The sequence below is a fragment of the Microtetraspora sp. NBRC 16547 genome (assembly GCF_030268965.1).
GTDB lineage: Bacteria > Actinomycetota > Actinomycetes > Streptosporangiales > Streptosporangiaceae > Microtetraspora.
In genome coordinates this window covers 142,823-163,041 of sequence record NZ_BSSE01000014.1, presented here as the reverse complement: position 1 = coordinate 163,041, position 20,219 = coordinate 142,823, and the positions used below count along the sequence as shown (strand labels likewise).

19 protein-coding genes are annotated in these 20,219 nt (G+C 69.7%); 11 read left to right on the top strand and 8 right to left on the bottom strand.

The window, feature by feature from the left end; all coding sequences use genetic code 11:
* Together QSK17_RS20365 and QSK17_RS20360 are read left to right on the top strand one after the other, a co-directional pair.
* Window positions 1–586, top strand: a 586-nt coding sequence (locus tag QSK17_RS20365; protein WP_285706521.1) for an ABC transporter permease, incomplete at its 5' end; no start/stop codon positions are given.
* 364 nt (window positions 587–950) lie between these two features.
* Window positions 951–1,328 (top strand): alpha/beta fold hydrolase, encoded by a 378-nt coding sequence (locus tag QSK17_RS20360; RefSeq protein ID WP_285706520.1) that lies wholly within the window; start codon window positions 951–953, stop codon window positions 1,326–1,328.
* Between the two features lie 93 nt (window positions 1,329–1,421).
* Here QSK17_RS20360 and QSK17_RS20355 read toward each other — a convergent pair whose 3' ends face one another.
* Entirely contained in the window at window positions 1,422–2,159 is a 738-nt protein-coding gene (locus QSK17_RS20355) for a LysE family translocator (protein WP_285706518.1), read from the bottom strand.
* Between the two features lie 87 nt (window positions 2,160–2,246).
* Window positions 2,247–3,431, bottom strand: a complete 1,185-nt coding sequence (locus tag QSK17_RS20350; RefSeq protein WP_285706517.1) for a tyrosine-type recombinase/integrase — start codon at window positions 3,429–3,431, stop codon at window positions 2,247–2,249.
* A gap of 184 nt (window positions 3,432–3,615) precedes the next feature.
* On the opposite strand from QSK17_RS20350, the gene QSK17_RS20345 reads away from it, so the two are divergent.
* Window positions 3,616–5,052, top strand: coding sequence for an MFS transporter (locus tag QSK17_RS20345; protein WP_285706516.1), 1,437 nt, complete (start codon window positions 3,616–3,618; stop codon window positions 5,050–5,052).
* 476 nt (window positions 5,053–5,528) lie between these two features.
* Window positions 5,529–6,035 carry a GNAT family N-acetyltransferase gene (locus QSK17_RS20340; RefSeq protein ID WP_285706515.1) on the top strand — a complete coding sequence of 169 codons (507 nt, stop codon included), beginning with the start codon at window positions 5,529–5,531 and terminating at the stop codon, window positions 6,033–6,035.
* A gap of 16 nt (window positions 6,036–6,051) precedes the next feature.
* Here the strand turns inward: QSK17_RS20340 and QSK17_RS20335 are convergent, their stop codons facing one another.
* Window positions 6,052–6,381: a DUF3817 domain-containing protein gene (locus QSK17_RS20335; protein ID WP_285706514.1), complete on the bottom strand. Its 330-nt coding sequence runs from the start codon at window positions 6,379–6,381 to the stop codon at window positions 6,052–6,054.
* Between the two features lie 14 nt (window positions 6,382–6,395).
* Entirely contained in the window at window positions 6,396–6,629 is a 234-nt protein-coding gene (locus QSK17_RS20330; protein ID WP_285706567.1) for an alpha/beta hydrolase family protein, read from the bottom strand.
* On the opposite strand from QSK17_RS20330, the gene QSK17_RS20325 reads away from it, so the two are divergent.
* From QSK17_RS20325 to QSK17_RS20310, 4 genes are all read left to right on the top strand, one after another.
* Window positions 6,534–6,776, top strand: a complete 243-nt coding sequence (locus QSK17_RS20325) for a hypothetical protein (protein ID WP_285706568.1) — start codon at window positions 6,534–6,536, stop codon at window positions 6,774–6,776. The genes QSK17_RS20330 and QSK17_RS20325 overlap by 96 nt on opposite strands.
* A gap of 379 nt (window positions 6,777–7,155) precedes the next feature.
* Window positions 7,156–7,884 carry a dienelactone hydrolase family protein gene (locus QSK17_RS20320; protein ID WP_285706513.1) on the top strand — a complete coding sequence of 243 codons (729 nt, stop codon included), beginning with the start codon at window positions 7,156–7,158 and terminating at the stop codon, window positions 7,882–7,884.
* A gap of 312 nt (window positions 7,885–8,196) precedes the next feature.
* Window positions 8,197–8,931: a sigma-70 family RNA polymerase sigma factor gene (locus QSK17_RS20315; protein WP_502889249.1), complete on the top strand. Its 735-nt coding sequence runs from the start codon at window positions 8,197–8,199 to the stop codon at window positions 8,929–8,931.
* Between the two features lie 306 nt (window positions 8,932–9,237).
* Window positions 9,238–10,029, top strand: coding sequence for a class I SAM-dependent methyltransferase (locus QSK17_RS20310; RefSeq protein WP_285706511.1), 792 nt, complete (start codon window positions 9,238–9,240; stop codon window positions 10,027–10,029).
* A gap of 408 nt (window positions 10,030–10,437) precedes the next feature.
* Here QSK17_RS20310 and pip read toward each other — a convergent pair whose 3' ends face one another.
* Window positions 10,438–11,403 (bottom strand): prolyl aminopeptidase, encoded by a 966-nt coding sequence (gene pip / locus QSK17_RS20305; protein WP_285706510.1) that lies wholly within the window; start codon window positions 11,401–11,403, stop codon window positions 10,438–10,440.
* A gap of 384 nt (window positions 11,404–11,787) precedes the next feature.
* On the opposite strand from pip, the gene QSK17_RS20300 reads away from it, so the two are divergent.
* Both QSK17_RS20300 and QSK17_RS20295 read left to right on the top strand, forming a co-directional pair.
* On the top strand, window positions 11,788–12,057 hold the full coding sequence (locus tag QSK17_RS20300) for a hypothetical protein (RefSeq protein WP_285706509.1): 270 nt from the start codon (window positions 11,788–11,790) through the stop codon (window positions 12,055–12,057).
* 602 nt (window positions 12,058–12,659) lie between these two features.
* Window positions 12,660–13,469, top strand: coding sequence for an aminoglycoside phosphotransferase/kinase family protein (locus QSK17_RS20295; protein ID WP_285706508.1), 810 nt, complete (start codon window positions 12,660–12,662; stop codon window positions 13,467–13,469).
* 207 nt (window positions 13,470–13,676) lie between these two features.
* On the opposite strand, the gene QSK17_RS20290 is transcribed toward QSK17_RS20295, so the two are convergent.
* The gene (locus QSK17_RS20290) at window positions 13,677–14,114 is read right to left on the bottom strand and encodes a ribosomal protein L7/L12 (RefSeq protein ID WP_285706507.1); all 438 of its coding nucleotides are present in this window, start codon (window positions 14,112–14,114) and stop codon (window positions 13,677–13,679) included.
* Between the two features lie 879 nt (window positions 14,115–14,993).
* On the opposite strand from QSK17_RS20290, the gene QSK17_RS20285 reads away from it, so the two are divergent.
* Window positions 14,994–18,611 carry a hydantoinase B/oxoprolinase family protein gene (locus QSK17_RS20285; RefSeq protein WP_285706506.1) on the top strand — a complete coding sequence of 1,206 codons (3,618 nt, stop codon included), beginning with the start codon at window positions 14,994–14,996 and terminating at the stop codon, window positions 18,609–18,611.
* A 12-nt stretch (window positions 18,612–18,623) separates the two neighbouring features.
* Here QSK17_RS20285 and QSK17_RS20280 read toward each other — a convergent pair whose 3' ends face one another.
* Together QSK17_RS20280 and QSK17_RS20275 are read right to left on the bottom strand one after the other, a co-directional pair.
* The gene (locus tag QSK17_RS20280) at window positions 18,624–19,610 is read right to left on the bottom strand and encodes an NADPH:quinone reductase (RefSeq protein ID WP_285706505.1); all 987 of its coding nucleotides are present in this window, start codon (window positions 19,608–19,610) and stop codon (window positions 18,624–18,626) included.
* Between the two features lie 103 nt (window positions 19,611–19,713).
* Complete coding sequence (locus tag QSK17_RS20275; protein WP_285706504.1) at window positions 19,714–20,100, bottom strand: hypothetical protein; 387 nt, start codon at window positions 20,098–20,100, stop codon at window positions 19,714–19,716.
* Between the last annotated feature and the right edge of the window lie 119 nt (window positions 20,101–20,219).

Below are 20,219 nucleotides of genomic sequence, written 5' to 3'. Positions count from 1 at the left end.
GCTCAGCGATGCCGCCCGCTACCTGTTCGCCTCCGCCATCGTGGTGGTCCTCGGCCTGATCATGGGCTACCGCCCCGACGGCGGCGCGCTGGGCGTGCTCGCCGCGGTCGCCCTGGGCGTCGCCTTCGTGCTCGGCGGCCTGCTCAGCGATGCCGCCCGCTACCTGTTCGCCTCCGCCATCGTGGTGGTCCTCGGCCTGATCATGGGCTACCGCCCCGACGGCGGCGCGCTGGGCGTGCTCGCCGCGGTCGCCCTGGGCGTCGCCTTCGGGCTCTCGCTGTCCCTGCTGTGGGCCGCGGTCGCCCTGGTCATCCACGACCCGGCCGTCGTCATCAGCATCGCCAACGCCGTGCTGATGCCGCTCTCGTTCGCCAGCAACATCTTCGTCCAGCCCAGCACCATGCCCGGCTGGCTCCAGGCCTTCGTCGACGTCAACCCGCTCAGCCACGTCGCGACCGCGGCCCGGGACCTGATGAACGACACCGGCGGCGCCGGCGGCGCGGTCGCCTGGTCCCTCACCGCGACCGCCGTCATCACCCTCGTGTGCGCCCCGATCACGCTCCGCCTCTACAGCAAGCAGGGCTGAGGGGCGATCCAACAGGGATCTGTGCTGAGCCTGACAGGACGGATCGGCACGCTGCGGCATATGAACGTCGACCTTCTTCAGGCAGTCGGCATCCCCCTTGCCTGAGCCTTTCAGCGGAGTTCCCATGCGAGTATCAGCACTTCCGTCCGACCGGAGAGCCAAATGAAATGGGCCGTCCTCGTGTTCTGGATCGGTCTGGTGGTCGTCGGCGGCATGTTCAGCGACAAGTTCAGCAGAACGCCGAGTCGGCCCAGGCCGTCGAACTGGCGAAGAAGTTCACGCCGGACGTCAGCTCGGCGGTCGTTATCTATGAGCGCGCGATGGCGCCGTTTCATCTGGCTACCAGGGCACGCTCGCCGGGCTCGTGGCCGAAGGGCGCAGGGGAGACGCGGTCGAACTCTTCCTGGCCGCGGCCGTGGACATGCCCGCCGAGTACGTGACCCCCATGCGCGAGAGCCCGATCTGGCTGGTCTTCGAAGCCGTCGCGCACACGCTGCCCTACGACGCGGCCGTCATGGGCGACACGATGAGCGGCGACCCGTCGACGCTCAAGAAGTGGGCCTCCGTCACCACGCCCACGATCGTCATCGACGGCGGGGCCAGCCCGGCATGGGCGCGCAACGCCGTACAGGCGCTCGCCGACATCCTCCCGAACGCGCGGCGGCGGACTCTGAACGGCCAGACGCACGACGTGGCCCCGGAGGTCCTGGCACCCGTGCTGGCGGAGTTCTTCACCCGCTGACCTCGCCCGCCGATCCTGAGGACCCCGGACCTCACCTCGGGTGAGGTTCGGGTGAGGTTCGGGGGAAGCGGCGGCGCCGACGTCCGTGGTCGGTCACACCTGGTTCCCGGACAAAGCCAGGCGCAGGCCGAACCCGACCAGAACGGCGCCGGTGACCCGGTCGATGACCCGATGGACCCGCGCTCCCGACAGCCACGCACGCGCCAGATGCGTTCCGAAGATCAGCAGGGTGAACCACGCCATCCCCTCGACGTTGTGCACCAGCGCCAGCAGCAGCCCCGTCAGCAGATGCGGCGCGTCCGCCGGGATGAACTGCGGCAGCATCGCCACATAGAACACGCCGACCTTGGGGTTGAGCAGATTCGTCACCAGGCCGCGCGCCCACGCTCCGCCCGGCCCTGTCACGAGCCCTGTCTCCGGCCCCGTCTCCGGCGAGGTCCCAGGAGCGACGGCTCCACCGGCGGCCTCGGTGCGCCCGGCCTCATCGGTCGTCGTGGTCACCGAATTCGTGGTCACCGCATTGGAAGTCGCGGCCCGGCCGCGCAGCGTGCGCAACACCATGGTCGCACCGAACCAGACGAGATAGGCGGCCCCGGCCAGCCGCAGCACCGTGTACGCCGTCTGCGACGCGGTCAGCAGGGCCGACACTCCCACCGCCGCGCCCGCACCCCACACCAGCACGCCCGTGTTGACGCCCAGCGCGGTCGCGAACGCCTGCCGCCGCCCGCCCGTGATCGCCGACCGGAGGACCAGGGCGGTGTCCAAGCCGGGCACGATCGTCATCAGCCCGGCGACGACGGCGAACGACGCGAGTGCGGAGAACACGGTCATGCGCTACATCCTCGCGAGATCCGTCCGGTGTCGTCCAGTCATGGCCATGTTCGTCCAACGGAACGCCACCGCCGGCTGACTCACCGCTCAGCCGTCCTCGTCCCGGCTGCGATCTCCGACCTCCCGGCTCCGGCGGTCAGCGACGGGCGCCGACCCATCCGCAGACCCATCCGCAGACTCACCCGTCCCGCCGAGCTTCGCCCCATGCGCTCCATCCGCCCCGCCGCGAGGGCCGCGCAGCAGCGGATGCGCCCGCATCGCCACCTCCAGCTCGCCCGGAAGCTCGTCGCGATACCGACCGAGCGTCGACAGGTCACTGTGCCCCAGCACCCGCCGTACCGCGTCCATGTCCGTCCCGTCGGCGAGCAGGTGCGTCGCCGTCGTGTGCCGCAGCCCGTGCGGCGTCACGCTCCGCCGTCGCCCCGGCTCCACCCGCCGCTGCACCCGGTCGATCACCCCCTGCACGTCCCCCCGAGCCAGCCGCCTGCCCCGCCACGACAGCAGCAGCGCCTTCTCCTGACTCGCCGCCCGCACCGCGAGGTAGGCGTCGAACGCCTCGGCGACGTCACGGGGAAGCGGCACGTCCCGCGTCCTGCCACCCTTGCCGAAGATCCGCCAGTAGCGCACACCGTCATTGGTGTAGAAATCCTCGACGTCGGCCCGCACCAGCTCCGACACCCGCGGCCCCACCGTCGCCAACAGCAACACGATCAACGCGTCACGGGCATCGGTCCGCTGATCCCTGCGCCGGGCCGGCTCCTCGGCCGGCGACCGGGCCGCCCCGATCAGCCCCTCGGCCTGCTCCTTCGTCAGCGCCCGCCGCTCGGCCCGCAGACCACCACGCTCCCGCGCCGTGACCGACGCGGCCGCCATCGGATTGAGCTGCACCCACCCCGCCAGCGCCGCATGCTTGAACAGCGCCGACACCGACCGACGGAACCGCCCCTGCGACGCCGCGCTCTGTGTCCCCGCCCCCGTGCCCCCCGTGCCCCCCGTGTTCCTGGTGCCCGCCGCGCCCGGGGACTCCGCCGCGCGGCGGCGCTCGTCCGGCTTGCGGGCGAACGCCAGCAGCACGGCGTCCACGTCCTCGCCCGTGAGATCGTCCAGCACCCGCTCCGGCCCCGCCAGCCGTACGAACGTGGCGACATCCCGCGCGTACAACTCGGCGGTGGCGGGGGACAACGCCCCCGTCGACGTCTTGGCCCGGACCAGCTCCACATAGCGATCCGCGGCCTCCTCCACGGTGAGGCGGTTCAACCGAGCCGGAAGCATGATCCACACCGTATCCGGCCCCACCGACATCCGCGCGGCCGCCCGTACGACTACCCGATCGAGGGATGCGCCCGCCCGGCCCGGCGAAGAGGCTGAGAGATACGCCTTCCGGCACCCGCCGAACGCCGGGAGGACACGGCCACGGCCACGGAAAGAGCACGGGCTGAGCAGGGGAGCGGTGCCGATGGGAGCCGAGCAGCTCAAGGTCGTCCGCACCGGCATCCCCGCCCGCCTGGACCGGCTGCCCTGGTCGCGCTTCCACTGGCGGATCGTCATCGGCCTGGGAACCGTCTGGATCCTCGACGGCATCGAGGTGACCATCGTCGGCACCATCGCACCCCGCATGACAGAACCGGGCAGCGGCATCGACCTGACCGCCGCCGACATCGGCACCGCCGCCGCCGTCTACGTGGCCGGAGCCTGCGTCGGCGCCCTGGTCTTCGGACAGCTCACCGACCGCTACGGACGCAAGAAACTCTTCATGATCACGCTCGCGCTGTACGTCGTCGCGACCGTCGCCACCGCCTTCTCCTTCGCCCCCTGGTACCTGTTCCTGTTCCGCTTCCTCACCGGCATGGGCATCGGAGGAGAGTACGCCGCGATCAACTCGGCCATCGACGAGCTCATCCCGGCACGCAACCGCGGCCAGGTCGACCTCACCATCAACGGCAGCTTCTGGGCCGGATCGGCGCTCGGCAGCGCCGCCGCCCTGGTGCTGCTGTCCAGCCTGTTACCCACCGACATCGGCTGGCGGCTCGCCTTCGGCCTCGGCGGCATGCTCGGCATCGGCATCATGGTCGTACGGCGGCACGTGCCCGAAAGCCCCCGCTGGCTGTTCATCCACGGCCGGGAGAAGGAAGCCGACCACATCGTCGGCACGATCGAGGCCGGCGTCCGCGCGGAGACCGGCCGCGAGCTCGCCCCACCCTACGGGAGCATCACCGTACGGCAGCGCCGGGCGATACCCTTCCGCGAGATCGCCGAGGTCGCGATCAAGCGCTACCCTCGCCGGACGATCCTGGGGCTGGCCCTGTTCATCGGGCAGGCGTTCCTCTACAACGCCGTCACCTTCGACCTCGGCACGATCCTGCACACCTTCTTCGGCGTCGCCTCCGGCGCGGTGCCGTACTTCATGGTGGTCTTCGCGTTCGGGAACTTCCTCGGGCCGCTGCTGCTCGGACGGCTCTTCGACACCGTCGGACGCGTACCGATGATCTCCGGGACCTACCTCGGCTCGGCCGCGCTCGCCGTGGTGCTCGCGCTGCTGCTCATGGACGGCGACCTGACCGCCGTGTCCTTCGTCGCTCTGGTCGCCCTCACATTCTTCGTGGCATCGGCGGGGGCCAGTTCGGCCTACCTCACCGTCAGCGAGATCTTCCCGATGGAGACGAGGGCGCTGGCGATCGCCCTGTTCTACGCCGTCGGCACCGGAATCGGCGGCATCACCGGACCGCTGCTGTTCGGCGGATTCATCGCCACCGGCAATACGACCCTCGTCGCCGTCGGCTTCCTCATCGGCGCCGCCGCCATGGCCCTCGGCGGCATCGCCGAACTCGCCTTCGGCGTACGAGCGGAACAGCAGCCGCTCGAACACATCGCCAAGCCTCTGACCGCCGAATGAGCGCACCCGGGTCCTGGCCATATGTGGCGTTCTTCCAGGTACGGCGCTCGTTCAGCAGTTCAGCAGTTCAGCAGTTCAGCAGTCCGGCAGCGGCGAGCGCACCTGCGGGTGGATAAGCGTTTCACGGACTTTGGGGTGCCGTTAACGAGCAGCGAACGAGGTGACAAGTAACCCGTCAGTAGCTTTCGGATCGAAGGCTGGGCCCAGGAGGGACCTCGTACGGGGGGTTCCCGGCTTGCCGGCGAAGGCGATCGTCGAGGCGTAGGCCACCGCGCGGGCCCCGTCCCACTTCACCTCCGCGCACCAGACCTCGCCGTCTGGCAGCGCCGCCCGCCGCATTAGGAATGCTGGGCTTGCAAGGTCGACCTTCGAAGTATGCTCCTGCCCATCGCGCGTCTGCGCGCAGCCACCGGGCCCTGAAACGCCATGCGCATGGCCCCCTCCGCCGCCCAGGCCCTACCAGCGAAGGTCAGCACATGAAGCTTGAACGGCTCACCGGCGAAGAAACGCTCGTCCGCGCCGCCGAACTCATCGAGATCTACAGCCTCTCGTTCAGCGGCCCACCCTGGTACGAGGACGAGCACGGCACGGCCGGCTTCGCCAACCGGCTGGTCACGGACGCACATCGCCCGGGATTCACAGCGGTGCTTGCCGCGCACGACGGCAACCCCGCAGGATTCGGCACGGCATGGCCGACGCAAGACCCCTTCCCCGCAGGTCGCGCCTACGACCGGGTGCGTGCGGAGGTCGGCGAGCAAGCGGTGAAGCGGCTGGTGGGGGCGTTGGAGGTGGACGAGCTCGCGGTCAGCCCGCACGCCCGCGGACAAGGACTGGCGGGCCGCATTCTCGACCTTCTCTGCGAGGGCGCGCCCGATTGCTGGCTGCTGACGGCGCATGACGCGATCAAGTTCTACGAACGGCTCGGCTGGCAGCGCCTGACCGAACCTGGGGCGACCATCGCGGTGTTCGTCCGCTCGACCTGAAGAGGTGGCGGCGCGGTCAGGCCGATTCCGCGTGGGCGGCCGCCAGCGGGGCGGCCGGCTCCAGGCGCCGGGTCATCCGCCGCTCGAACCACACCGTGACGAACGGCGGCACCGCGCACGCCAGCCCGAGCACCACGGTGCCGCGGCTCCACTGCCCCGAACGCGCGGCGGACAGCACGGCGAGCGCGTAGAGCACGAACAGCACGCCGTGGATCGGCCCGAAGATCCGCACGCCGATCTCGTTGCCGACCACCACGTACTTGAAGAACATGCCGACGAGCAGGCCCGCCCAGGAGAACGCCTCGGCGATCGCGACGGCACGGAACAGGCGGAACGCGGAGGGCATGGGGGCATCACCTTTCACACACGCGGCAGGGGAGGGGATGCCTCGAGCCTACGGGCACCCGGGGCCGCCCCCGCCGCCGGGCCGCCCCGCGAAGCCGACCACTCGGCGACGTCGGCCGCGTCGACGTGGTGCGCCACCTTGCCTCCCATGCTGTGACCGACAACGAAGACCCGCCCCGGATCCACCGCCGGCTGAGCTTGGAGCAGGCGGACGGCGGCCACCGCGTGCGGAACGTACTCGTCCGACATGGTGAACCCGGGCGTGCCCGCCACCCGCTCGCCGCCGGAGGCATCCTCGAGGTCGCCGACGAGCGGCGCGTACGCGGCGCGGTGGAGCGCCGATACCGCCTACGCCAGGACCGAGCGGTGATCGACGCGGAACGGCCGATTCGCTGACGGTCGACGATCACCGGCGCGGGTTCGCCGTGGCGATGGCCGCCCTGCTCGCCGAGTTCAACGCCTATCTGGACCGGGATCGGTCGCGGTCGTGAGCGGCCCGGTGACCATCTACAGGCCGATGCGGCTCTGGCGGAACCGGCGAGCTTCGCGGCCCGTCCAGTGCGGCGGCTCCAGCGCCTTCGCCACGATGCCGCGTCAGGCAACGTTCGCCCCGACGAACCGCGAGTGATGATCTTTGTGATACCTTCGGCGTCGCCGTGCACCACTGCGAATTCAAGGAGGTGAGACCGATCAACACTGCGACAGGTCGGGGCTCCCTCCTTTGCATGGCCTAGGGAGCGCCCGCGCAAGGCATCCCGAAAGGCTTGAAACGCTGATGCGCTTCACCTCCCAGACGTCGTCGAACGGCGTCACCGAGCAGTTCTTCACCCTCGACGAGATCCCCGGCGTGCTGTGGACGCCGGAAGACGCCCGCGGTACTCGTCCCCTGATTCTGCTGGGCCACGGCGGCGGGCAGCACAAGACGGCCCCCGGCGTCGTGTCCCGCGCGCGTCGCTACGCTGCCGAGGGTTTCGCTGTCGTCGCGATCGACGCGCCCAACCACGGCGACCGCCCCAGGGACGAGGAGTTCGGCCGGATCGCGGCCGAGATGCGGGCCGGCATGGCCGCCGGTGAGAATCCGAGCGCGCTGGTCGCCGGCGTGCACAGCTATCTGGCCGGTCAGGCCGTCGCGGACTGGCAGGCGGTCCTGACCGCGGTCCAGCGCCTCGACCAGGTCGGTGTCGGTCCGGTGGGCTACTGCGGCATGTCGATGGGCTGCGGGCTCGGCATCCCGCTCATCGCCGCGGAGCCCCGGATCCGCGCCGCGATGCTGGGCCTGCTCGGCGTGCACGGGCTGGCCGAAGACGCCGCGCGGATCACCGTGCCGGTGCAGTTCCTGGTCCAGTGGGACGACCAGATGGTGCCGCGAGACCAGAGCCTGGCCTTGTTCGACGCCCTGGCCTCGGCTCAGAAGACGCTGCATGCCAACCCCGGCAAGCACGGGGATGTGCCGTCGTGTGAAGTGGACAGCTCACTGAGGTTCTTCGTCCGGCATCTGAGCTGACACGAGATCGCGGGTGCCTGGCGCGCCGACCGGGAGCCGTCCCGGCCGGCGCGTGCGATCCAGACTGTTCGGCACGGCCGAGCGGGTACGGGTGGACACTGCCGACCAACGGCTCCGCGAGGTGGTCGACAGGGCGAACGTCGCCTGACGCGGCACGAGAAGCCGGCGTCCACCTCGCGGCATCGACCGCCGTCGTCGCGGGCGTGCCGGGAGGGCAGCCACCTCGCCCGGCGTGCGGAACGCCGTGTGCGCCATGATGGGCCCGTGGATCTCGAGCCTTACCGGGGTGAGCTGGTGGCGTACTGCTACCGGATGGTCGGCTCGTTCCACGAGGCCGAGGACCTGGTGCAGGAGACGATGCTGCGGGCCTGGAAGGCCCGGGACCGGTACGACCACACGCGCGCGTCCACCCGGACCTGGCTGTATCGGATCGCCACGAACGTCTGCTTGACCGCGCTGGAGGGGCGTGCGCGGCGGCCGTTGCCGTCGGGGTTGGGCGCGCCCAGCCACGACCCCGGGGCACCGCTCACACCGGCCCTCGACGTTCCCTGGCTCCAGCCGTTTCCCGACGCGCGGTTCGACACCGGGACGCGGGCCGACATGCGGCTCGCGCTGGTGGCGGCGATGCAGATCCTGCCTCCGCGGCAGCGGGCGGTGCTCGTGCTCCGTGAGGTATTGGAGTTCAGCGCCGCCGAGGTGGCCGTCCAGCTCGGCACCACGGTCCCGGCCGTCATGCCGAAGCTGGTCGCCTCCCGTACGGTGACCGACACCTCGGCGTGGGCGAACTCCACGGTCATCGACGGCGACCTCGTCGACGTCGTCAAACGCGAGCAGCGTGACGTGATCATCACTGGAAGCCTGAGCGTCGTGCGCGCGCTGATGGCCGAGGACCTGATCGACGAATACCGGCTGCTGACGTTCCCCACGATCCTCGGCACCGGCGAGCGGCTCTTCCCCGCAGGCGGGTCACCCACCTACCTGGAGTGCCTGTCGGCCGAGCGGGTGGGCGCCGCCGTCCTCGCCCGGTACGGGAGGGCGGCACGATGACTGTTCGCTTTCTCGCCCTGTACGAGACACCGACCGATCCTGAGGCGTTCGACCGCCGACGCGGCATGCCTCCAGGAATTCACCGCGGTACGCAGCATGATCTTCACCGTGGATGAAGCATGACGTAGACAAACAGCGGGCTGAGGGCGCGCCGGTCTTCTCCGTTGAGCCACTCGGCCCGCTCACGGTCGCGGAGCTCCGGGCCATCAGGTCAAGACGGAAGGGGGATCGCGAGCGGGGCGCCGGCATGCCACCTGGCGTCGTAATCGCGGTGCGGGGGTCTCCAGCCTCTGCCATCATCGCTCGGTGTCCCGATTTGAAGACCTTGTCGCTGAAGGCGAATCCGTCCCCACCAAGGGCTGGGACTTCTCTTGGTTCACCGGCCGCGCGATTGAAGAACGTCCGTCCTGGGGTTACGCGAAGCTGCTCGCGGACCGGATAGCCAAGGCCGAGGCGGCGCTCGACATCCAGACCGGCGGGGGAGAGGTGCTGGCCTCGGTTCCGGCGGCCCCACCGGTTTTAGCGGCGACGGAATCGTGGCAGCCGAACGTCGGGATCGCCCGGCGCAACCTGGCCAAGTTCGACGCCACGGTCGTCGAGGTCGACGACGAGGCCGACCTGCCGTTCCCGTCGGACCACTTCGACCTGGTGGTCAGCCGTCATCCGGTGATCACCCGCTGGGACGAGGTCCGCCGGGTGCTGCGTCCGAATGGCACGTATCTCTCGCAGCAGGTGGGCTCGGGCTCGGTGCGCGAGCTGACCGAGTTCATGATGGGGGCGCAGGAAGCTCAGGACGCTTCGGTCCACCCGTCTTTGGGGCCGCTGGCGACCACAGCCGGGGCGACCCCGATGGAGGCGACTTTCAGCGCGGAGGCGGCGGGTCTGGAGGTCGTCGACCTTCGTCAGGAAGCACTCCGAATGGAGTTCTACGACATCGCGGCGGTGGTCCACTTCCTCCGCAAGGTGATCTGGATCGTCCCGGACTTCACCGTCGACGCGTACCGCGACCGCCTGGCCGAGCTCCACGATTTCCTCGAGCGTCACGGCCCCTTCGTGGCCTACTCGCAGCGCTTCCTCATCGAGGCTCGGAAGAGCTGAACCTGCTCGGGACGCGGCCGGCGTCGGGGGATACCTCGACTCACCTGACCATGGACGCCCGGACCACGTTGTCCGGGGCGGGGAAGTGCGGTGACGGTCGTTGACCTGGACAGACCTACTGATCAACTCTGGTGAGCGGCCATGAGATTCCTAATCATCGGCGGCAGCGGTTTTCTCGGCGGCGAACTCGCTCGGCAGTGTTCGGCGGCCAGGCATGAGGTGGCCGCGACCTACCTGACCCGACCAGGAGAGACCGCGGGTGTCGAGTGGCTGCCGCTCGATGTGCGCCGATGGGCCATGAGGGGCTCCAGCGTCGGCTGGGTGTGCTCGAAGCCCGCCTCCGTGCACGTACAGCGTGACGCCGTCCTCGGTGGCCGAGCCGCCGGTGGCGACGACCCACTGTCCTGGTCAATCAATGCACGACTGGGGGCCGGCGAAGCCGTCCAGGGCGGCGCGGATTTCCTTGCGCATGGTGTCACTGCCGGTGTGCCCTGAGTCGTCCACAACGACGAGGCGCGCATCAGGCCAAGCCTGGGCCAGCTGCCAGGCGGTCTCCAGCGGCCCACCCAGGTCGAAGCGCCCATGGACGAGCACGCCGGGGATGCCGGCCAGCTTGTGCGCGTTGCGCAGCAGGACGCCCTCCTCCAGCCAGGCGGCGTTCGAAAAGTAGTGCGCGCAGATCCTGACAAAGGCCTGCAGATCAGCGGGCGGCCGGTCACTGTAGGCGTTCGGCTTGCCGTTGACCTCCAAAGAGATCACCGCGTCCTCCCAGGCCGTCCAGTCGTGAGCCGCCTTGGCCCGCACGGCAGGGTCGGGGTCGGACATGAGACGCGCGTAGGCGGCCAGCAGATCGCCATCGCGCTGGTCCTCAGGAACCCCCGCGCGGAAGCGCTGCCATTGTTCGGGAAAGAACCGGCCGACACCGCGAGAGAGCCAGTCGATCTCGGAGCGGCGGGTCATGGTGACGCCGGTGATGACCATCTCCGACACCCGCTCGGGGTGCGCCTCGGCATAGGCGAGCATAAGCGTGGAGCCCCACGACCCGCCGTAGAGCAGCCATCGGTCGACATGGAGATGTTCGCGCAGCCGCTCCATGTCGGCGACAAGATGGTGTGTGGTGTTAGCCGACAGATCAACTTCCGGGTCGCTCGCATGGGGCAGGCTTCGCCCGCAGTTGCGCTGGTCGAACAGGATGATGCGGTAGCGGGCCGGGTCGAAACCACGGCGCTGGCCTGGTGTGCAGCCTGAGCCGGGGCCGCCGTGGACGACGACCGCGGGCTTGCCCTCTGGGTTGCCGCAGACCTCCCAGTAGATGAGATGGCCGTCGCCGGTGTCCAGGCGCCCGCGGTCGTAGGGCTCGATGGGGGAGTACATGATCCGAAAATATAATCATTGGTCAGATGCAGGTTTCCGGCTACGAGAATGGCCCGCGCCCCCAGGAACAGAGTTCCCCACTGAAGTTTCCCCGCAGCCGGATCCGTGACGTGCAGGTCGGTTGACATTCCCCCCGCCCGTCAAGACGGCCGTCCCCGCAATGTGGTCCCCAGAATTACGGATTCCTCAACAAAATGGCCCCGACGCCAACGGGAAACAGCCTGCCAGGCGTCACTTGTCTTCGCCGATCCTGGCCAGGGCCGCGCGGAGACGGGCGGCAAGATCGAGGGCCTGCCGCGCTGACCAGGGGATCACTCCGTTCCCAGTCATCAGAGCGTGGTACTGCTGCTGCTCGTAAGGAGTGCCGGGAGGCAGGGGAGCGATGTGCCAGTGCAGGTGAGTGTTGCCCTGCTGGCTGCCCAGGGATGCGGGGCGCCGCAGAACGGGGGACCGGCGCATCGCAACGAGTACATTCGCGCGTGCGCGGACGGCGCGGACCTCGCCGGTGCTCCACCGGCTGTGGCCGCGGTGATCCGCCGGTACGCACCCGTGGCGGCGATCATGAACGACTTCTACTGGGACCTGTTCGGCACCAGTAGGACGACGCCGTATCCGAGCGAGAAGATCGAACGCGCCATGAGCGCAATGCGCTGATCCCCATCAGACCCGGCAGCACGCACACCAAGGCGACATGCCGCACATCAAGCTCCCGGCACCGTCATGTTGCCGCGCGGAGCCACTTTGGTGAGACGAAATCCCGCGGGGGCCACCTTGATGAGACGGAGGCCAAGTTCGCTGAGGCAGGACAGGCCCCCTTGGCGGAAAGCTGGATAATTCATCCCATACCGGACAGAATTCACCTTCTGTCCGGTATGGGACTTAGTGGGATTTTTCCTGACATTGGAGCGCGAGGCGTGAGCCGGAAACGGCGTCGGCCGTCGCCCTGCGCGAGAAAACGTGTTGCGAGCCGGAAGTCGCCATGACAGTGTTCACGGCAACCCCGGCTCTTTGGAGGTCGAGCATGACGATCATGGTTTCCGGCGAGACTCACGCTTCGACGCGGGAGCCTGTCGCTCTCTGACGCATGACGCGTCCGGCCCCGGTCTTGGGGCCCTTCTCCGGGCGTTGACGAGTCGCCCGTGAAGCGCGGCTCCTCGCGTCGAAGTGATCCGCATGACCGCAGGGATGTCCCTGCCTTCTTGCCCGCATGGCGTCCATGTCCCATGGCGTCATGATTTTGATCACGAGGAGTCTGAGTGTCTTCGCAATCACCCTTCGAGCCTCTGCGTGGGGCCAAGGGCAATCCCACACCGGTGATCCGGCATCGCGACACGGTGCTGCGCCCGGCCGGGCCCTGGACGGAGACCGTCCACGCCCTACTACGACACCTGGAGAATGTCGGCTTCACCGGCAGCCCTCGCCTCGTCGGCGACGGCTACGACGATCAGGGACGCGACGTCGTCACGTACATCGACGGCGAGTTCGTCCACCCGCGCGCCTGGACCGATGAGGGGATCTGGCGGGTCGGCCGCCTGCTACGCGAACTCCACGACGCCACCGCGAGTTTCCGGCCACCGCCGGACGCGGTCTGGCAGTGGTGGCCGTTCCACAGCTCGGCCCCTGAGGCGATCATCAGCCACAGGGACGCGGGGCCGTGGCACACCGTGGCGCGCGACGGTCTGCCGGTCGCCTTCATCGACTGGACGTCCGCCGGGCCGACCGACCGGCTCGACGAGATCGCCGCCACCGCGTGGTGGAACGCACAACTGCACGACGACGACGTTGCCGAGCGGCACCATCTGCTCGGCGCGTCGGCGCGGGCCGCGCAGTTGCGGAACTTCCTGGACGGCTACGGGCTTCCCGCCGCCGAACGGGACGGTTTCGTGTCCCGGATGGTGGAGTACGCCATCCGGGACTGCGCGGCCGAGGCGGTCAAGGGGTGGGTGACGCCCGAGTCCGATGATCCGGCTCCGTTGTGGTCGATGGCCTGGCGGGCCCGGTCGGCGGCGTGGATGCTGCGCCACCGGTCGATGCTCGAGAGTGCCGTCACCGCGCGGAGTTCGTGATTCTCCTGGTCGGGTGTCGTATGCGCGCCTGACCGGGTGAATCACATGGAAGTAAGCCGCCTGGCGCGGCTCGGAGGTGGTCGCCGTCGGCCGTTACGCGCGGCGGGCGGTAGCCACCTCTTCGCGCTGGTCAGGCTTCGTCCTGCATCATGCGGATCCGAGAGGTCGTCCGGCCGTGGAAGGGGCGGAGCGGGGCGTCGAGGCAGGTCAGAGGGCGTTGGTGAACGTCTCGGCTTCGTCCTGTCCCATGCCGGTCTCGCCGCGTACAAGGAAGATCGCCTGTTCGGTGCGGCCGGCGGCCTTCAGCTCGCGCACCCGCGAGGCGAGGTCGCCGCGCGGGGTGGACGGCTCGACGCCGGGGACGGGCCGTCCGGCGTCCAGGGCGTCAACGACGTCCTTGGCTTCCTTGAGGCTGAGCCCGGTTCCGTCTCTGACCGCCTTTACCGCGTGGATCTTCTTGCCATCGGCGCACAGCTCGCGGACGCGTTCCTGGAGGTCGTACGAGATTGGCGGCATGAGCCCCGGCGTCCGCCATGCGAGCCGCGCGCTGGGCCGGGCTCCTGCGCGCGCCGCGACCACGGCGACGATCACCAGCACGATGGCGGCGAGTACGAAGAAGACGACCATCTCGGTTGGTCCCACCATGCCGTGATCGTACGGCCTCGACGGTGCCCCGGAAACCCTCTCCGCATTGCTCGATAATGAACATTATGTCAAGTAAGCCGAAGCCGCCGCAGTCCCCCGGGCTGCTCACGCTGACGCCCTCCGTGAACAGGCGAACGAGCGTCGCCGGTGACTGAGCGAGACTCCAGCCTGGCTTCACCTTCCGCGGGTCCCGTCTCAGCGGAGATGAGACAGCCTCGCTCAGGACGACCATCCTTGGTCACCGCATCTCGCCCGGCACATGATCGCTAGAGTGCTGTCGTCTCGCGGCTGACGCGTCCCACAGGGAGGGATATGATGCCGCCGCCTGATTTGCGGTCCTTCGACCGGTTCGCCCTCGACTACGGCCGCTTCGACAGCCTGCTCTCCGGGCGGGACACACCTGGCTCGCCGGTCTGGGCTTGAAGCGCGAGCGGGCGGGCGGCGCGGTCGTCCCGACGTCGAGACGGCCGCGTTCCTCGACCTGGGCCCGCTCCCCCACGACCGGTCCTGGACGCTCAATGGTCCCATCGCACCCGCTGCGCAGCGGGTGCGATGGGACTCGCCTGCACAGCAGGGCCGGTAGGCGAGTTCCGGGCGTCCGGAGCAGGCGGACGCCGGCCCGTGGTCGCTCAGCTCTTGATCTGGTCGGTGTAGGTCCTCAGCGCATGAGCTGGCTGGCGTCGATCTTTATGTCATATACCTGCCCCGGGATCATGTGTCGGGGGGGGAACGCCCGCCTCGGGATCGCCGCGGCAGCGGGATGGACGGCGCGAGCGGCGCCGAGCCGGGAGGAAAGGCGCCGCACGGTGGCCGGGCCGCGGCTTCCTACGATGAGGAGGGGTATCCGCGTGGTCCAGGGGCGCGGAGAGGGGGATCCCGATGGCTGAGGGACGCTGGCAGTTCTGGATCGACCGGGGCGGCACGTTCACGGACGTCGTCGCACGGCGCCCGGACGGGCGGCTGGTCACGCACAAGCTGCTGTCGGAGAACCCGGCGCGCTATCCGGACGCGGCCGTGGCGGGAATCCGGGCGCTGCTGGGCGTCCCCGGCACGGCGCTGATCTCGGTCGAACTCATCGACACGGTCCGGATGGGGACCACAGTGGCCACCAACGCGCTCCTGGAGCGCACGGGCGAGCGTACGGCGCTGGTCATCACCGAGGGGTTCGGAGACGCGCTGCGCATCGGCTATCAGAACCGCCCGAGGATCTTCGACCGGCACATCGTGCTGCCGGAGATGCTGTACGAGCAGGTGGTCGAGGTGGACGAGCGGATCACCGCCGACGGCACGGTGCTGCGCACGCCCGACCTCGCACGGCTCGCGCCGGCGTTGCGGCGCCTGCGCGAGGAGGGCATCCGCGCGGTGGCCGTGGTCTGCCTGCACAGCCACCTGCACCCGGCGCACGAGCGGGAGATCGGGAGGCTGGCCCGGGAGATCGGCTTCGACCAGGTCTCGTGTTCCAGCGAGGTCAGTCCCCTGATGAAGCTGGTGCCGCGCGGTGACACCACCGTGGTCGACGCGTACCTGTCGCCGGTGCTCGACCGCTACGTGGGGGCGGTGGCGCGGCAACTGCCGGGCGTGCGGCTGATGTTCATGCAGTCGAACGGCGGTCTGGCGGAGGCGGGGCACTTCCGTGGGAAGGACGCGATCCTGTCCGGCCCGGCCGGCGGGATCGTCGGCATGGCCCGCATGTCGCGGCTGGCCGGCTTCGACAAGGTGATCGGCTTTGATATGGGGGGCACCTCGACCGACGTGTCCCACTACGCCGGAGCGTACGAGCGGGTCTTCTCCACCACTGTGGCCGGTGTTCGGCTGCGCGCGCCGATGATCGACATTCACACGGTGGCGGCGGGCGGCGGGTCGATCCTGCGCTTCGACGGTGGACGGTACAGGGTCGGGCCTGACTCGGCGGGAGCCGTCCCCGGTCCGGCCTGCTACCGCAACGGCGGGCCGCTCACGGTCACCGACGCCAACGTCATGCTCGGCCGAATCCAGCCCGCCTGCTTCCCGCGTGTGTTCGGCCCGGAGGGCAACCTGCCACTGGACGCGGATGTTGTGCGGCGGCGGTTCGCCGAACTCGCCGAGGACATCCGCCGCCGGACGGCTGACGATCGCAGCCCGGAGCAGGTCGCCGAGGGGTACCTGCGGGTGGCGGTCGCGAACATCGCCAATGCGGTCAAGCGAATCTCGGTGCAGAAGGGACACGACGTCACGGAGTACGCGCTCACGACGTTCGGGGGCGCGGGCGGGCAGCACGCGTGCGCGGTGGCCGATTCGCTCGGCATCCGTGTCGTGCTGGTGCCGCCGATGGCCGGGGTGCTGTCGGCGCTCGGCATCGGCCTCGCCGACACCACCGTGATGCGGGAGCAGTCGGTGGAGGCGCGCCTGGAACCGGCGGTGTTGGGCCGGCTGGCCCGCGTGGCGGACACGCTGGAGGCGGCCGCGCGCCGGGAGTTGCTGGACGAGCGGATCCCGGCCGAGCGGATCCGGGTGACCCGGCGAGTGCAACTGCGCTACGACGGCACCGACACGGCGGTCCCGGTTGACCTGGCCGGCTTGGAAGCGATGGTGAGCGCTTTCGAGGCCGGGCACCTGCGGACGTACTCGTTTCTGATGGACCGGCCGCTGATCGCCGAGGCGGTCACGGTCGAGGCGGCCGGGCTGTCCGAGCAGCAGGACCTGTCCGTTCTCGGTGACCCTCCGGCGGGAGTGGCGCCGCCGGTGACGGTGCGGCTCCACACCGGCGGGCGGTGGCATGAGGTGCCGTTGCACCGGCGGGAGCGCCTGTGCCCCGGCGACGTGGTGGATGGCCCGGCGATCGTGGCTGAGGCGAACGCGACGACGCTGGTGGACGAGGGCTGGCGGGCGTCGGTGATGCGCTGCGGGCATCTGCTCATGGAGCGGGTCCGGTCCGGCGGGGACTTCTCACGCGCCACGACCGAGGTCGACCCGGTGCTGCTGGAGATCTTCAACAACCTCTTCATGTCGATCGCCGAGCAGATGGGTGCCCGGCTGGGAGCGACCGCCCAGTCGGTGAACATCCGCGAGCGGCAGGACTTCTCCTGCGCGCTGTTCGACCCGGACGGCGATCTGATCGCCAACGCCCCGCACATTCCGGTGCATCTCGGATCGATGGGGGCGAGTGTGAAGGAGGTCGTGCGGCGCCGGGGCTCTGCGCTGAAGCCTGGCGACGTCTACGCGATCAACGATCCGTACCACGGCGGCACCCACCTGCCCGACATCACAGTGATCACCCCCGTCTTCGGCGGCACTCCCCCGGAGATCCTGTTCTTCGTGGCCTCCCGGGGGCACCATGCCGAGATCGGCGGGCTCACTCCTGGCTCCATGCCGGCGAACAGTCGCAGGGTGTGGGAGGAGGGGGTGCTGTTCGACACATGGCTGCTCGCCGAGCACGGCTCCTTCCGGGAGCACGAGACGTGGCGGCTGCTCACCGAGGCGCCGTACCCATCCCGTGCCCCGGCGGTCAACCTGGCGGACCTGCGCGCGCAGATCGCCGCGAACGCCAAGGGCATCGAGGAGGTCGGCAAGATGATCGGCCACTTTGGCCTCGATGTGGTGCAGGCGTACATGCGGCACGTGCAGGACAACGCCGAGAACGCGGTGCGCCAGGTCGTCGACGCGCTCCCGGAGGGTGATTACCGCTACGAGACCGACTCCGGAGCGGTCATCTCGGTACGGGTCGCCGTGGATCGCGTGAGCTGTTCGGCGACGATCGACTTCACCGGCACCTCGCCGCAGCAGGAGACGAACGTCAACGCGCCGTCGGCGGTGGTCAGGGCGGCCGTGCTGTACGTCTTCCGGACGTTGGTGGCCGACGACATCCCGCTGAACGACGGTTGCCTGCGCCCGCTGCGGGTCGTGGTGCCCGAGGGCTCGATGCTGGCGCCGGTGTACCCCGCCCCGGTCGTCGCCGGCAACGTCGAGACGTCACAGGCGATCACCGGAGCGATCTACGCCGCGCTGCGCGTTCAGGCCGAGGGGTCCGGGACGATGAACAATGTCAGCTTCGGCAACGAACGGCACCAGTACTACGAGACCGTCGCCTCCGGATCCGGGGCGGGTGACGGGTTCGACGGGGCGTCTGCGGTGCAGACCCACATGACGAATTCCAGGCTGACCGACCCGGAGGTGTTGGAGTGGCGCTTCCCTGTGCTGGTCGAGCGGTTCGCCGTCCGGCGCGGCAGCGGCGGCGTCGGACGGTGGCGGGGCGGGGATGGCGTCGTCCGTCACATCCGGTTCCGTGAGGCGATGACGGTGAGCACCCTGTCCAGCCACCGCCGTGTGCCGCCGTATGGGATGGCGGGTGGGTCGCCCGGCGCGCTCGGCGTGAATCGGGTGCTCCGGGCGGACGGCGCCGTCGTCCGCCTCGCCGGATTCGATTCGGTCGACGTACGGCCGGGCGACCTGCTGGTGATCGAGACGCCCGGGGGCGGCGGTTACGGCGATCCCGGGGAGCGCCCCGGGACTCGGCGGTGACGGTCGGGCGGCTCAGGGGCGGAGGACGATGCGGCCGGAGGTCTGGCCGTCCTCCAGCATGCGGTGCGCCTCGGCGGCCTGGTCCAGGGGTAGGACCTCGCCGAGGCGTACGCGCAGGCGGCCGGCGGCCAGTAGCCGGTTGACGAGTGCGGCCGCGGCGGCCAGGTCGGCGGTGGTCGCGTTGGAGATCGCGAATCCGAGCAGCCGCGCGTCCCTGGTGTAGAGCGATCCGACGGGGAGTTCGGTGCGTGCGGAGATGCCGGCGGTGAGCAGGATGCGGCCGCCGTGGGCGAGGAGCGGGGTCACTCCGGGGATGTCGTGGTGTCCGGAGGTGTCCCAGTAGAGGTCGATGCCGTCGGGGGCGGCCTTGCCGAGCCGGGTGAGCAGGTGCGGGGTGCGGTAGTCGATGACCTCGGTGGCGCCGAGTTCGTGGCATCGTTCCTCGTCGTCGGGCCGGGCGGTGGCGATGACGCGGGCTCCGGCTGCGGCTGCCATGGTGATGGCGCAGGAGCCGACGGCGCCCGCTCCGCCGCCGATGACGACGGTCTCGCCGGGGTGGATCCGGGCTTCGCGGAAGAGTCCGAGGTAGGCCGTGGCGGCGGGGTGGAGCGCGGCGACGGCTGTGACGGGGTCGATGCCGGGTGGGAGGGGGTAGAGGCGGTCGGCGGGTGTGACGGCGTATTGCGAGAAGGAGCCCTGGCGGCCGCCGTGGCCCAGGCTGTTGCACCACGCCCGGTCGCCTGGGGCGAACGCGGTGACGCCGGGGCCGGTCTCGGTGATGGTGCCGACGAGGTCCCGCCCGATGACGAACGGGAAGGGGGTGGGCGTGTGGTAGAGCCCGGAGCGGATGAACGTGTCGACGTGGTTGGCGGCCACGGTTTCGACCTGGATGAGCACGTCGGTGGGGCCGGGTTGCGGTACGGGGAGCTCGCCCACGTGGATCCGCTCTGCGGGGCCGAGTTCGGTTACGTAGGCGGCCCGCATTTGTCTGGTGCCCATAATTCGAGCGTCTCACGGGCGCGGTGATCTTCTGCGTGTCCCTGTGCTTGTGCCGTATGGGCGGCCGGCACCCCGCGGCCCCGGGGTGCCGGCGGATGACGGATCAGTACTGGTTGGGGCTGATGACCTCGGTGATGATGCCGCCGCTCTTGTTGAACACCCGGACCATCGACGTGTAGGTGCGGCCGGCGATGTACGGCGTCGACACGGCGGTGATACGGCCCAGGGAGCAGCCGCCGCCGGTGCTCTGGACGGTGCTGCCGTTGCTGCGCACGCTGACAGAGGTACGGGAGCAGCCGGAGGGAACTGTGTTGAGGTAGCCGTCAGCCACAACGTTCTTGAGATTGTTCACACTGACGCAGGCTCGTACGGCGCTTCCGTTGCAGCCGCCGCCGGAAACGGCCAGGGCGGGGGTGGCGAGGGTGCTGACCGCGATGCCGGCGATGCCCACGGTCATCGCGGTGGCGAGCGCGAGTCGGATGTTCTTCATCGTTTCTCCTGGATCGTGCCGGATGGTGGGGGGAGGCCGGCGACGGCCGCCGTAGACGATCTTGCGCAGGGAACGTTGACCGTACGCGATCGGTATCCGCACGTGGGTCGAATCAGAGG

What these genes read in the sequence shown, in the direction of transcription:
- QSK17_RS20355 (WP_285706518.1), bottom strand. Translation starts at nt 2,159, where the DNA reads ATGACCGTGTTCTCCGCACTCGCGTCGTTCGCCGTCGTCGCCGGGCTG.
- QSK17_RS20350 (WP_285706517.1), bottom strand. Translation starts at nt 3,431, where the DNA reads ATGCTTCCGGCTCGGTTGAACCGCCTCACCGTGGAGGAGGCCGCGGAT.
- QSK17_RS20345 (WP_285706516.1), top strand. Translation starts at nt 3,616, where the DNA reads ATGGGAGCCGAGCAGCTCAAGGTCGTCCGCACCGGCATCCCCGCCCGC.
- QSK17_RS20340 (WP_285706515.1), top strand. Translation starts at nt 5,529, where the DNA reads ATGAAGCTTGAACGGCTCACCGGCGAAGAAACGCTCGTCCGCGCCGCC.
- QSK17_RS20335 (WP_285706514.1), bottom strand. Translation starts at nt 6,381, where the DNA reads ATGCCCTCCGCGTTCCGCCTGTTCCGTGCCGTCGCGATCGCCGAGGCG.
- QSK17_RS20330 (WP_285706567.1), bottom strand. Translation starts at nt 6,629, where the DNA reads ATGTCGGACGAGTACGTTCCGCACGCGGTGGCCGCCGTCCGCCTGCTC.
- QSK17_RS20320 (WP_285706513.1), top strand. Translation starts at nt 7,156, where the DNA reads ATGCGCTTCACCTCCCAGACGTCGTCGAACGGCGTCACCGAGCAGTTC.
- QSK17_RS20315 (WP_502889249.1), top strand. Translation starts at nt 8,197, where the DNA reads ATGGTCGGCTCGTTCCACGAGGCCGAGGACCTGGTGCAGGAGACGATG.
- pip (WP_285706510.1), bottom strand. Translation starts at nt 11,403, where the DNA reads ATGTACTCCCCCATCGAGCCCTACGACCGCGGGCGCCTGGACACCGGC.
- QSK17_RS20290 (WP_285706507.1), bottom strand. Translation starts at nt 14,114, where the DNA reads ATGGTGGGACCAACCGAGATGGTCGTCTTCTTCGTACTCGCCGCCATC.
- QSK17_RS20285 (WP_285706506.1), top strand. Translation starts at nt 14,994, where the DNA reads ATGGCTGAGGGACGCTGGCAGTTCTGGATCGACCGGGGCGGCACGTTC.
- QSK17_RS20280 (WP_285706505.1), bottom strand. Translation starts at nt 19,610, where the DNA reads ATGGGCACCAGACAAATGCGGGCCGCCTACGTAACCGAACTCGGCCCC.
- QSK17_RS20275 (WP_285706504.1), bottom strand. Translation starts at nt 20,100, where the DNA reads ATGAAGAACATCCGACTCGCGCTCGCCACCGCGATGACCGTGGGCATC.